Origin of the sequence: Tibeticola sediminis (assembly GCF_003843835.1) — a bacterium.
Lineage (GTDB): Bacteria > Pseudomonadota > Gammaproteobacteria > Burkholderiales > Burkholderiaceae_C > Tibeticola > Tibeticola sediminis.
On sequence record NZ_RKQL01000001.1, the window covers coordinates 35,450 to 46,725 of the forward strand.

General features: G+C 64.0%; 13 protein-coding genes. 3 read left to right on the forward strand and 10 right to left on the reverse strand.

What is annotated here, in order from left to right; genetic code table 11:
* The first annotated feature begins 270 nt into the window (after positions 1 to 270).
* Together EDC62_RS00155 and EDC62_RS00160 are read left to right on the forward strand one after the other, a co-directional pair.
* Positions 271 to 981: a TerC family protein gene (locus EDC62_RS00155; RefSeq protein WP_124221015.1), complete on the forward strand. Its 711-nt coding sequence runs from the start codon at positions 271 to 273 to the stop codon at positions 979 to 981.
* 87 nt (positions 982 to 1,068) lie between these two features.
* Positions 1,069 to 1,401, forward strand: a complete 333-nt coding sequence (locus EDC62_RS00160; protein ID WP_124219160.1) for a phage holin family protein — start codon at positions 1,069 to 1,071, stop codon at positions 1,399 to 1,401.
* A 177-nt stretch (positions 1,402 to 1,578) separates the two neighbouring features.
* Here EDC62_RS00160 and EDC62_RS00165 read toward each other — a convergent pair whose 3' ends face one another.
* Positions 1,579 to 3,162 carry a M48 family metalloprotease gene (locus EDC62_RS00165; protein ID WP_342767059.1) on the reverse strand — a complete coding sequence of 528 codons (1,584 nt, stop codon included), beginning with the start codon at positions 3,160 to 3,162 and terminating at the stop codon, positions 1,579 to 1,581.
* 265 nt (positions 3,163 to 3,427) lie between these two features.
* Between EDC62_RS00165 and moaC the strand changes: the two genes are divergently transcribed.
* Positions 3,428 to 3,958 (forward strand): cyclic pyranopterin monophosphate synthase MoaC, encoded by a 531-nt coding sequence (moaC, locus tag EDC62_RS00170; RefSeq protein ID WP_124219162.1) that lies wholly within the window; start codon positions 3,428 to 3,430, stop codon positions 3,956 to 3,958.
* Positions 3,959 to 4,101: 143 nt separating this feature from the next.
* On the opposite strand, the gene EDC62_RS00175 is transcribed toward moaC, so the two are convergent.
* The 9 genes from EDC62_RS00175 to EDC62_RS00215 all read right to left on the reverse strand — a co-directional run bounded on the left by EDC62_RS00175 (position 4,102) and on the right by EDC62_RS00215 (position 11,237).
* Entirely contained in the window at positions 4,102 to 4,527 is a 426-nt protein-coding gene (locus EDC62_RS00175) for a F0F1 ATP synthase subunit epsilon (RefSeq protein ID WP_124219164.1), read from the reverse strand.
* Between the two features lie 84 nt (positions 4,528 to 4,611).
* Positions 4,612 to 6,018 carry a F0F1 ATP synthase subunit beta gene (gene atpD, locus EDC62_RS00180; RefSeq protein ID WP_124219166.1) on the reverse strand — a complete coding sequence of 469 codons (1,407 nt, stop codon included), beginning with the start codon at positions 6,016 to 6,018 and terminating at the stop codon, positions 4,612 to 4,614.
* Positions 6,019 to 6,071: 53 nt separating this feature from the next.
* Positions 6,072 to 6,950 (reverse strand): F0F1 ATP synthase subunit gamma, encoded by an 879-nt coding sequence (atpG, locus tag EDC62_RS00185; RefSeq protein ID WP_124219168.1) that lies wholly within the window; start codon positions 6,948 to 6,950, stop codon positions 6,072 to 6,074.
* A gap of 26 nt (positions 6,951 to 6,976) precedes the next feature.
* Positions 6,977 to 8,530 carry a F0F1 ATP synthase subunit alpha gene (atpA, locus tag EDC62_RS00190; RefSeq protein ID WP_124219170.1) on the reverse strand — a complete coding sequence of 518 codons (1,554 nt, stop codon included), beginning with the start codon at positions 8,528 to 8,530 and terminating at the stop codon, positions 6,977 to 6,979.
* A gap of 34 nt (positions 8,531 to 8,564) precedes the next feature.
* Positions 8,565 to 9,095: a F0F1 ATP synthase subunit delta gene (locus EDC62_RS00195; RefSeq protein WP_124219172.1), complete on the reverse strand. Its 531-nt coding sequence runs from the start codon at positions 9,093 to 9,095 to the stop codon at positions 8,565 to 8,567.
* Positions 9,096 to 9,106: 11 nt separating this feature from the next.
* Positions 9,107 to 9,577 (reverse strand): F0F1 ATP synthase subunit B, encoded by a 471-nt coding sequence (locus EDC62_RS00200; RefSeq protein WP_124219174.1) that lies wholly within the window; start codon positions 9,575 to 9,577, stop codon positions 9,107 to 9,109.
* Positions 9,578 to 9,611: 34 nt separating this feature from the next.
* On the reverse strand, positions 9,612 to 9,860 hold the full coding sequence (gene atpE, locus EDC62_RS00205) for a F0F1 ATP synthase subunit C (protein ID WP_058933479.1): 249 nt from the start codon (positions 9,858 to 9,860) through the stop codon (positions 9,612 to 9,614).
* A gap of 54 nt (positions 9,861 to 9,914) precedes the next feature.
* Positions 9,915 to 10,775: a F0F1 ATP synthase subunit A gene (gene atpB, locus EDC62_RS00210; RefSeq protein ID WP_124219176.1), complete on the reverse strand. Its 861-nt coding sequence runs from the start codon at positions 10,773 to 10,775 to the stop codon at positions 9,915 to 9,917.
* Between the two features lie 18 nt (positions 10,776 to 10,793).
* Complete coding sequence (locus EDC62_RS00215; RefSeq protein WP_124219178.1) at positions 10,794 to 11,237, reverse strand: ATP synthase subunit I; 444 nt, start codon at positions 11,235 to 11,237, stop codon at positions 10,794 to 10,796.
* Between the last annotated feature and the right edge of the window lie 39 nt (positions 11,238 to 11,276).

Here is an 11,276-nt window from a genome sequence, read left to right on the forward strand (position 1 = left end):
CAGAACCCGGACGGCTCCTTGCGGCAACGCTGGGTTGCCCGGACCGACGTGCTGACGGGACCTCTGCGCCCGGGCTTCGGGTCATCCCCCGCCGCCTAGGCTCGCTACTCCCCTTTCGGTGCAATGATCGTAGTCGACAAGCGATCGACCCGCCGAGCGTGGGGATTTGGGCCGCCGTCCAACACGAGCGCACCCAGCCGCTCCCGTCCGTCCTGCTCGTCCTATCATTGGCGGCCTTGTTGCAGCGCCTCTGAATTGGAAGTGACCTTGTTGGATCTGTTCTCCGCGGCCTGGTGGTCCGCTCTGCTCGCCATCGTTCTGATCGACCTCGTCCTGGCCGGCGACAACGCCATCGTCATCGCGCTGGCGGCGCGCACCCTGCCCAGCGCGCTGCAGCGCCGGGCCATCGTCTGGGGAACGGTGGGCGCCATCGTCGTGCGCAGCGCCATGACGGTCGGGGTGGTTTGGTTGCTGCGCATCCCGGGCCTCATGGCCGTCGGCGGCCTCGGTCTGCTTTGGATCGCGTATCAGTTGCTCGACGATGACGAGGGCACCGACGACGAGGGACAGGCTCTGGTCAAACCGGCCCAGACCTTCGCTGGCGCCATCCGCACCATCGTCGTCGCCGACGCCCTGATGGGCATCGACAACGTGCTCGGTGTGGCGGGGGCCGCCCACGGCGCCATCGATTTGGTGATCGTCGGGCTGTTGATCAGCGTGCCCATCGTCGTGTTCGGCAGTAGCGTCGTCCTCAAGCTCGTGGAGCGCTTCCCGGTGATCATTCATCTCGGCGCCGCCGTCCTGGCCTGGACCGGCGCCCACATGGTGGCCGGCGAGCCGCTGCTGGCCCCCTGGTTTGGCAACGCACAGGCCGCCACCACGGGGCAAACCGCTGCCCGCTGGGGCTTGGGCGTCCTCTGCGTCGCAGGCGTTCTGGGCCTGGACCTTTGGCGCCGCCGGCGCTCGAAGCCCGCCGGCTGAACCCAGGGACTGTCGGCAGCGCGTCGGGCTGCGCCCGAGGGCGAGTCGATTTCCCGCCTTGCCCTTGGGCGGTGTTATCCTGCCGCCATGAAGCTCATTTTGAAGTGGTTTCTCTACGCCATCGCGCTGGTGGCGGTGTCTCAGCTCTATCCGGGCGTGCAGGTCGCTGGATTCACCGCGGCGCTCGTCGCGGCGGCGGTCATCGGCCTGCTCAACACCATCGTGCGGCCGGTGCTGGTGCTGCTGACCCTGCCGGTCACCGTCGTGACGCTGGGGCTGTTCCTTTTCGTCATCAACGCCTTGATGTTTTGGCTCGCGGGCAGCATTCTCGCGGGCTTTCAGGTCAGCGGCTTTGGTGCGGCACTCCTCGGCTCGCTGATTTATTCGGCGCTCGGCTTGCTGATCGACGCGGTCGTCTAAGGCAACGCTGAATAAGTTCCCGCGATGGTGCGCGAGCGGCCGCGGGATGGGATGCGAGGCGCAAACCGAGACAATAGCCGCAGCTATGGCGAGGATTTGCAACGAAGCAGACCGCCCGCAGCCGGGATGCGCGACGCGCGAGGGACTTGTTCAGCGTTGCCCTAAGGCAACGCGGCCTCAGCGGCTGGGCCGCTCGCGCTGCAATTCCTCCTTCAAGGCCGCCTGAGTTTGACGCACCCGGCTGTCGACAATCGCCGCTTCGATGTCATTGGCAGGCGTTTTTGGCGCCTGCGCAAGGAGCGCTTGCGCGGCCCGGAAGCGGTCGAGCGCGCCGGTCAGGTCCAGCCGTGCCCAACGTTGCTCGCCCTCGGCACGCACGGGTTGCGCGGTCAAGCCTTGCTTGCGCCAGGCTTGCGCAAGCCACTGCCAGGCCAGGCCATCCTTCGGATGGGTGGCCAGCCAGGTTTGCAAGGCCGCCGCCGCGCGCTCGGGCTGACCCCGCTGGATTTCGACCTCGGCCACCAGCAGACGCTCCGGACGCGGCAGGCTCTCGCGCTGCTGCGGACCGCCCAGCCGCAACACTGCGAGGGCAACATCGGGGCGGCCAGCGTTCAGCGCCAACTCGGCGCGCAGCAGGCGCACCCAGCGCGAGGCTTGCGCATCGTCCGATACGAGAGGGACTAGGTCCGCCGCGATCCGTTCTGCGGCCGAGGCATCGCCCAGCGCCTGCTGCGCCAAGGCCGCGGCATACAGCGCCGCTGCCCGGCGCGGCGCACTTTGGGTCGCGAAAGCCGGATCGCGCGGCTCCTGCGCCCATCGGCGCAGCGCATCGGCGCCCGGCTTGGCCAGCACCCGCGCGCGCGCCGCCATCAGCATTTGGGTCATGTCCGTTGGCGGCTCAGCGCCGGGGTTGGCACGCTCCGACAATCGAGCGCGCATCTCCGCGAGACGTTCGGTCGTGAGCGGGTGGCTGCGCAGGTAGGGAAAGCTTCCATCGTCGTTGAGGCGTGCGCTTTGCTGCAGCCGCTCGAACATCCGCACGAAAGCCTCCGGCTGGTAGCCGGCTTGGCCCATCAGGCCCAACCCGACGCGGTCCGCTTCACGCTCCATGTCACGGGTGAAGTTGAGTTGCTGTTGCGCGGCGACCGCCTGGCCGCCCACGAGGATGGCGTTGGCCATTTCCGGGTTGCGGCTCATCGCCACCGCCCCCAGCAACAACGCCCCGAGCAACAAGGGCGCCTGCTGATCCTGCCGCTCGAACATGCGGGCAATGTGCCGTTGCGTCACATGGCTGAGCTCATGCGCCAGCACCGAAGCGAGTTCATCCCGCTGGCTCACCGCGCCGATCAGGCCCAGATTCAGGCCCAGGTAGCCGCCCGGCAGCGCAAACGCATTGATGCTGCGGTCGCGCAACAACATGATTTGCCAGGCGAAGCGGTCTTCGAGTTCCTGCGGCAATTCCCCCCGCAGCTTGGCCGCGGCGAGAAGGGGCGCCCACACACCCTCGACATAGTCGGCCAGGACGGGATCCTCCAGATAGTCGGGGTCGGCATAGATCAGGCGCGCGATGCGCTCACCGATGCTGCGCTCTTCGGCAGCCCCCAGCGAGCCACCATCGCCGAGTGCCGGAAGTTGCGCAGCGCTCGGGCTCGGCGCCAGGCTGGTCACGGCTGCGAGACCGATCGAAAGGGCCAGCACCATGGGACGAAACCGCAGCAACCGGGGCAAATGCGCGCGCAGCGCCTGGACCATGGGCTTCATATCGGAACGTAGCCTTCAGAGGAGGGAAAGCGAAGCACTATGATGCGCGCAAAATTCAACCCAGATTGTCCATTAGGACGCACGAAGATGGCGCGGCGGTTTGCGCGTGGATTCGCGCACGGGGGAGGAGCCAATAGCCGAGGCTATTGGCGACGAGCACGGGGGCGAAGACGCCGCAAAGCGACCGCCAGGGCGTGCGTAGGCCCACAGGGCCGCCTAATGGACAATCTGGGTTCAACTCCGCGCCCAACCCGGACACTGCCCTATGAAGACCGACCCATCTGACACCTCGACGCTCACGCATTTCGATGCGCAGGGCCGCGCCCATATGGTCGACGTCGCCGAAAAGCCCGCGACCCGCCGAACCGCCGTCGCTGCGGGCCGCATCGAGATGCAGCCGGCCACGCTCGAGCAGATCCGGGCGGGCACCAGCCGTAAGGGCGACGTCCTGGGCATCGCTCGGATTGCCGGCATCATGGCCGCCAAGCGCACGAGCGACCTCATTCCCTTGTGCCACCCTTTGGCCTTGACCCACGTCGCGATCGAACTCACGGCCAGCGCGCCCGAACGCGGTGAAACGCCCGCCGTGGAGTGCCAGGCGACGGTGGAAACGGTCGGCCCAACCGGCGTCGAAATGGAGGCGCTGACGGCTGTCCAGGTGGCTCTCCTGACCATCTACGACATGTGCAAGGCAGTCGATCGCGGCATGACCATCCAGTCGGTGCGCCTGATCGAAAAAAAGGGTGGCAAGTCGGGCCACTATCGCCGGGAGGGCGCCTCGGGCCACGCCGAATAGCTGCCGTGTGGGCGTGCACCGGTCGGCGGTGCGCCCCCGGCCGCTGAGCCCATGAGCGGTTCTCGCAGATCCAAAAAACAAAACCCCCGCGGAAAGCACATTTCACGGGGGCTTTTCGAGGGGGCGAGCGGAGCGAGTCGGCTTCAGTCGCTCCACTTCTTGCTGCGGTACTTGCGCAAGGCGGCGAGCTGGGCGGCCATGACCGCCAGTTCGGATTGAGCCTTGGCCAGCTCGATCTCGCTCTTGGCGTTCTTGAGCGCTTCTTCGGCGGCACGGCGCGCCTCGTTGGCTTTCTCTTCGTCGAGATCCTTGCCGCGAACCGCCGTGTCCGACAGAACCGTGACCCGATTGGGCTGAACTTCGAGGATGCCACCAGCGACGAAGATGAACTCTTCTCGCCCGTCCGCGAGCTCGATACGAACCGACCCCGCCTTGATGCGCGAAATCAGCGGCGTATGGCGCGGATAGATGCCCAGTTCGCCCACCTCACCGGGCAAGGCGACGAAACGCGCCTCTCCCGAGAAGATGGACTCCTCGGCGCTGACCACATCGACGTGGATCGTGCTCATAGTTGCTCCATGAAATGAGAAGTTGGAAGAAAACCGGACGGATGGCCTGGCCCGCCCCGAACAGGAAAGCCAGGCCGCTCAGCTTCAGGCCAGTTTCTTCGCCTTCTCGAACGCCTCGTCGATCGTGCCGACCATGTAGAAGGCCTGCTCGGGCAGATGGTCGCACTCGCCGTTGACGATCATCTTGAAACCCCGGATCGTCTCGGACAGCGGGACGTACTTGCCAGGGGCGCCCGTGAACACTTCAGCCACGTGGAACGGCTGCGACAGGAAGCGCTGCATCTTCCGGGCGCGGGCCACCGCCAGCTTGTCTTCGGGAGCCAACTCGTCCATACCGAGAATGGCGATGATGTCGCGCAGTTCTTTGTAGCGCTGCAGCGTGCCTTGGACGGCGCGCGCGGTTTCGTAGTGCTCCTGACCCACGACCAGCGGGTCGAGCTGACGGCTGGTCGAGTCCAGCGGATCCACCGCGGGATAGATACCGAGCGCGGCAATGTCACGAGACAACACGACGGTCGAGTCCAGGTGCGCGAAGGTCGTCGCGGGCGACGGGTCGGTCAAGTCGTCGGCCGGAACGTAGACGGCCTGAATCGAGGTGATCGAGCCCACTTTGGTCGAGGTGATCCGCTCTTGCAGCCGACCCATTTCTTCCGCCAGCGTCGGCTGATAACCCACGGCCGAAGGCATACGGCCCAACAGCGCGGACACTTCGGTACCGGCTAGGGTGTAGCGATAGATGTTGTCCACGAAGAACAGCACGTCACGGCCCTCGTCGCGGAAGGATTCAGCGATGGTCAGACCGGTGAGCGCCACGCGCAGGCGGTTGCCCGGCGGCTCGTTCATCTGACCGTACACCATGGCCACTTTCGACTCGGCGAGGTTGTCGAGCTTCACGACGCCCGACTCGGCCATCTCGTGGTAGAAGTCGTTGCCCTCGCGGGTGCGCTCACCCACGCCCGCGAACACGGACAGACCCGAGTGCGCCTTGGCGATGTTGTTGATGAGTTCCATCATGTTGACGGTCTTGCCGACACCGGCGCCGCCGAACAGACCCACCTTGCCGCCCTTGGCAAACGGGCAAACCAAGTCGATCACCTTGATGCCGGTCTCGAGCAGCTCGGTCGAAGGCGACAGCTCGTCATAAGACGGCGCCTTGCGGTGAATCGAGGCGGTGAGCTCGGAATCGACCGGCCCTCGCTCGTCGATGGGGTTGCCGAGCACGTCCATGATGCGCCCGAGGGTCGCCTTGCCGACGGGCACGGTGATTGGGTGGCCGGTGTTCTGCACCACCATGCCGCGACGCAGACCCTCGGAAGAGCCCAGCGCAATGGTACGAACGATGCCGTCGCCGAGCTGTTGCTGAACTTCCAAAGTCAGCGCCGACCCTTCCATCTTGAGTGCGTCGTACACCTTGGGCATTTGGTCCCGCGGAAACTCGACGTCCACGACGGCGCCGATGCACTGAACAATTTTTCCTTCAACCTGAGCCATTTTTTGCTCCAAAAATATCAATCTTGATGAACCGTCGACCCTGCGGCCTGCCGTCAGACCGCAGCGGCGCCCGCCACGATCTCGGAGAGTTCCTTCGTGATGCCCGCTTGGCGCGTCTTGTTGTAGACGAGCTTGAGTTCACTGATCACGTTGCCCGCGTTGTCGGTCGCCGCCTTCATGGCCACCATCCGAGCGGACTGCTCGGACGCCATGTTTTCCGCGACGGCCTGATAAACCAATGCCTCGACATAGCGAAGCAGCAGGTCATCGATGACGCTTTGCGCATCGGGCTCGTAGATGTAGTCCCAGGAGTGTTGCGCGCCGGCGGCACGCGACTGCTCACTCATCTCGGCGGCCGACAGGGGCAACAGGCGCTCGACGACCGACTCCTGCTTCATCGTGTTGATGAAGCGGGTGTAGCACAGGTAAACCGCGTTGAGTTCGCCCTTGGCGTATTGGTCGAGCAGCACCTTGACCGGGCCGATGAGGCGATCGAGGTGCGGGGTGTCGCCGAGCTGCGTCGCTTGGGCAAACACCTTCGCGCCGATGCGGTTGAGGAAGCCCAACCCCTTGTTGCCGATGGCGACCGTGCGGATGTCGTGGCCCTGCGCCTGGACATCGCGCATCTTGTTGGTCACGGCACGAAGGATGTTGGTATTCATGCCGCCGCACAAGCCCTTGTCCGTCGTGACCACCACGAAGCCCGACGCCTTCACATCGTGAACCCGCATGAACGGATGCACGTATTCGGGGTTGGCCTCGCCGAGGTTGACCGCAATGGCCCGCACTTTCTCACTGTAGGGGCGGGCAGCACGCATCCGGTCCTGCGCTTTGCGCATCTTGGAGGCGGCGACCATTTCCATCGCCTTGGTGATCTTCTTGGTGTTCTCCACCGATTTGATCTTGTCCCGAATTTCCTTGCCTGCTGCCATATCAGCCTCCTAAAGCTCCGACGCGTTCAGGCGAACGTTTTCTTGAAGGCGGTGATGGCGGCGTTGAGCTCGGCCTCGGCGTCCTTGTCCATGGCCTTCTCGGCTTCGAGCTTGGCCAACAGCGCGGCGTGCTTGTCTTTCAGATAAGCATGCAGGCCATGTTCGAACGGAAGGACTTTCTTCACGTCGATGTCGTCGAGAAAGCCCTTGTTCACCGCGTACAGCGAGGCGGCCATCAGCGAGATGGGCAGCGGGCTGTACTGCGGCTGCTTGAGCAGCTCGGTGACGCGCGCGCCGCGGTCGAGTTGCTTGCGCGTGGCTTCGTCGAGGTCCGACGCAAACTGGGCGAAGGCCGCGAGTTCGCGGTACTGCGCGAGGTCGGTCCGGATGCCGCCGGAGAGCGACTTGATCAGCTTGGTCTGCGCCGCACCACCCACGCGAGACACCGAGATACCCGCGTTGATGGCGGGACGGATGCCGGCGTTGAACAGGTTGGTTTCCAAGAAGATCTGGCCGTCCGTGATCGAAATCACGTTGGTCGGAACGAAGGCCGAGACGTCACCAGCTTGGGTTTCGATGATCGGCAACGCGGTCAACGAGCCGGTCTTGCCCTTGACTTCGCCATTGGTGAACTTCTCGACATAGTCGGCGTTCACGCGCGCAGCCCGCTCGAGCAGACGGCTGTGCAGGTAGAAGATGTCGCCAGGGTAGGCTTCGCGGCCCGGCGGACGGCGCAGCAGCAGCGACACCTGGCGGTAGGCCACCGCCTGCTTCGACAGATCGTCATAGACGATGAGGGCGTCCTGGCCTCGGTCACGGAAGTATTCACCCATCGTGCAGCCGGAGTAGGCTGCGATGTACTGCATGGCGGCCGACTCGGATGCCGAAGCAGCCACGACGATGGTGTACTCCATCGCGCCGGCCTGCTCGAGCGCACGAACGACGTTCTTGATCGACGAGGCCTTTTGACCGATGGCCACGTAGATACAGGTCATGTTCTGACCTTTTTGATTGATGATCGCGTCGATCGCCACGGCAGTCTTACCGGTCTGGCGGTCGCCAATGATCAATTCACGCTGGCCACGGCCGACCGGGACCATCGAGTCGATGGACTTCAGACCGGTCTGGACGGGTTGGTCGACCGACTTCCGGGCGATCACGCCCGGGGCGACCTTTTCGATGACGTCGGTGAGCTTGGCATTGATCGGGCCCTTGCCGTCAATGGGTTGGCCCAGCGCGTTGACGACGCGGCCGATGAGTTCGGGGCCCACGGGCACTTCGAGAATGCGGCCCGTGCACTTGACGGTGTCGCCTTCCGAAATGTGCTCGTACTCGCCCAGAATCACGGCGCCGACGGAGTCGCGCTCGAGGTTCAAGGCAAGGCCATAGGTGGGAACGCCGGCCGCGGTCGCCGGGAATTCGAGCATTTCGCCCTGCATCGCGTTGGACAGACCGTGGATGCGGACGATGCCGTCCGTCACGGACACGACGGTGCCCTGGTTGCGAATGTCGGCGCTGGGGGCCAGCCCTTCGATGCGACTCTTGATGAGTTCGGAAATCTCTGCGGGATTGAGTTGCATGACTCTTTCCTTCTTTCTTAAATGAGCCGATGGCTTACGCCGTCAGCGCGACTTTCATTTGTTCCAAACGGGCTTGGACCGAGGCGTCGAGCACCTCGTCGCCCACCGAGACGCGGATCCCGCCGATCAAAGCCGGGTCGACTTCGACGCGGGCGTCGAGCTTGCGACCAAAGCGCCGCTCGAGCACCGCCAAGACGTCTTGCAACGCGGCGGGATCGATCGGGTAGGCGCTTTGGATGACCGCTTCTGCGACACCGCGCTGCTCGCTGCGCAAGGCGCGGTATTGGGCCGCGATCTCGGGCAAGACCGCAAGGCGCCCGTTCTCGATCACGGTCCGCAGAAAATTCTGCCCCACTTCGGGCAACGGGGTGCGCAGCACCGAGCGAACCAGCTCGAAAACCTGTTCGGCACTGACCTTGGGATCTTCCGCAAACTGCAACAGTTGCTCGTTTTGGGCAATGACAGCGAGCTCGTCGAGCCATGCCACCGTGCCGTCGAGATCGGCGGCGGTCGCCTTGAACAGAGCTTCGGCGTAGGGGCGTGCAATGGTGGCAAGTTCGGCCATGGACGTCCCTCTTACAGCTCAGACTTCAGACGATGGAGCAATTCTGCGTGGACGGCCGGATTGACTTCCTTACGCAGGATTTGCTCGGCGCCTTTGACGGCCAGAATCGCGACCTGCTCACGGAGCGCTTCGCGCGCCTTGACGGCTTGCTGCTCGGCTTCGGCCTGAGCGGCTGCAACGATCTTGGCTGCCTCTTCATTGGCGCGAGCCTTGGCCTCCTCGATGACGCGCTGCGCCATCCGCTCGGCTTCGGCCAGACGGGCCGCCGATTCCGCGCGCGCCTGGGCCAGTTCGGCCTCGATGCGCTGATTCGCGGCGGACAGCTCGGACCGCGCCTTGTCGGCCGCGGCAAGCCCGTCGGCGATTTTCTGAGCCCGCTCGTCCAGCGCCTTGGTGATCGGCGGCCACACGAACTTCATCGTGAACCAGACCAGGATCGCAAAGACAACCGCCTGCAGGAACAGGGTTGCATTGATGTTCACGGCTTGTCCTTTCGGTCGTGAAAGGCGAGCGGAATCAGCGCAGCACGAAGGGGTTGGCGAAAGCGAACAGCAGAGCGATGGCCACACCGATCAGGAAGGCGGCGTCGATCAGACCAGCCAGAATGAACATCTTGGTCTGCAGTTCGTTCATCAGCTCGGGCTGGCGGGCGGAGGATTCCAGGAACTTGCCACCCATCAGGGCGATGCCGATGGAGGCACCGATGGCGCCCAGACCAACGATGATGCCGCAAGCCAGAGCGACGAGACCGAGAATGTTTTCCATGAAAAGCTCCTAAAGGTTAAGTGGAAAGGAAAAAAGGGGAAAGCGGAACGGAACTCAGTGGGCTTCGTGGGCCTGACCGGTGTAGATCAGCGTCAGCATCATGAAGATGAAAGCCTGCAGCGTGATGATCAGGATGTGGAAGATGGCCCAAATGCTGCCCGCAATCACATGCCCGATCGACAGCAAGATGCCCGACAGCGACATCGCTGCAGCGCCGCCCATCAGTGCGATCAGCATGAAGACCAGCTCACCCGCGTACATGTTGCCAAACAGTCGCATCCCGTGCGAAACCGTTTTGGCTGCAAATTCGATCATCTGCATCACGAAATTGACCGGCCACAGCAAGGGGTGGCTGCCGAAAGGCGCGGTGAACAGCTCGTGGACCCAGCCGCCGATACCCTTGATCTTGATGTTGTAGGCAATGCAGACGAGCAGCACCGAGACCGACAGTCCGAGCGTCGTGGAAAGGTCCGCAGTGGGGACGACGCGCATGTAGGCATGATGTGGATCGTGCCCGGCCGCGCCGTAGATCCAAGACCAGATCATGGGAATGAAGTCGACCGGTAAAAGGTCCATGGCGTTCATCAGGAAGATCCAGACAAACACGGTCAGGGCCATGGGGGCGACGAGCTTGCGGCTCTCGGCATTGTGGATGATGCCCTTGGCCTGGCTGTCGACCATTTCGACCAGGATTTCGACGGCCGCTTGGAAACGTCCAGGAACCCCCGAAGTGGCGGAACGGGCGGCGCGCCACAGCAGCCAGGTGCCGACGATGCCCAAGACCACCGACCAGAAAATGGAATCGAGGTTGAAGACGGAAAAGTCGATCACCCCTTGCATCGGCTTGTTTTGCCAATGGGTGAGGTGGTGGACGATGTACTCGCCCGCGGTCGGTCCGTGTTGTTCAGCAGCCATCGGTGTTCCTACCCGTTTTCAGTTTCCAAACGATGCGCGACGCCAAAGCGCCACCCAATATGCCTTCATCGTCAGCACCAGGCCGATCAACAGCGCAGGCCAACTCAAACCTGGGACCAGGCGGGGCGCCAACATCAGCAGTGCCACCGTCAGTCCAACTTTTGCCGCTTCCCAGACGAAGAACCGCATCGCCGACTGGGACGCACCCGAAGCCGCCTTGCCGGAGATCCCCCGAGCCAAGACGGCCGTGGGCAACACGACCGCCAAGGCGCCGTAGGCCGCCGACCCCAAAACGGCCAGTCGGCCGCTGAGGACGCCCGCCATCGCCGCAACGATGAACCCGACGATCGCCTGGACCCACACGACCCGCCAAGGCGAGAGCCGGGGAAGCCGCTCCAGCAGGGCCCGAGCTTCTTCGGCGCTCAGCGGCTTGAATTCTTCCGCCGAATCGTCACGTGTCATCTTGTGGATCCAGAGGTTTTCCGACTGGGCTCAGGATCG

What these genes read in the sequence shown, in the direction of transcription:
- EDC62_RS00160 (WP_124219160.1), top strand. Translation starts at nt 1,069, where the DNA reads ATGAAGCTCATTTTGAAGTGGTTTCTCTACGCCATCGCGCTGGTGGCG.
- EDC62_RS00165 (WP_342767059.1), bottom strand. Translation starts at nt 3,162, where the DNA reads ATGAAGCCCATGGTCCAGGCGCTGCGCGCGCATTTGCCCCGGTTGCTG.
- moaC (WP_124219162.1), top strand. Translation starts at nt 3,428, where the DNA reads ATGAAGACCGACCCATCTGACACCTCGACGCTCACGCATTTCGATGCG.
- EDC62_RS00175 (WP_124219164.1), bottom strand. Translation starts at nt 4,527, where the DNA reads ATGAGCACGATCCACGTCGATGTGGTCAGCGCCGAGGAGTCCATCTTC.
- atpD (WP_124219166.1), bottom strand. Translation starts at nt 6,018, where the DNA reads ATGGCTCAGGTTGAAGGAAAAATTGTTCAGTGCATCGGCGCCGTCGTG.
- atpG (WP_124219168.1), bottom strand. Translation starts at nt 6,950, where the DNA reads ATGGCAGCAGGCAAGGAAATTCGGGACAAGATCAAATCGGTGGAGAAC.
- atpA (WP_124219170.1), bottom strand. Translation starts at nt 8,530, where the DNA reads ATGCAACTCAATCCCGCAGAGATTTCCGAACTCATCAAGAGTCGCATC.
- EDC62_RS00195 (WP_124219172.1), bottom strand. Translation starts at nt 9,095, where the DNA reads ATGGCCGAACTTGCCACCATTGCACGCCCCTACGCCGAAGCTCTGTTC.
- atpE (WP_058933479.1), bottom strand. Translation starts at nt 9,860, where the DNA reads ATGGAAAACATTCTCGGTCTCGTCGCTCTGGCTTGCGGCATCATCGTT.
- atpB (WP_124219176.1), bottom strand. Translation starts at nt 10,775, where the DNA reads ATGGCTGCTGAACAACACGGACCGACCGCGGGCGAGTACATCGTCCAC.
- EDC62_RS00215 (WP_124219178.1), bottom strand. Translation starts at nt 11,237, where the DNA reads ATGACACGTGACGATTCGGCGGAAGAATTCAAGCCGCTGAGCGCCGAA.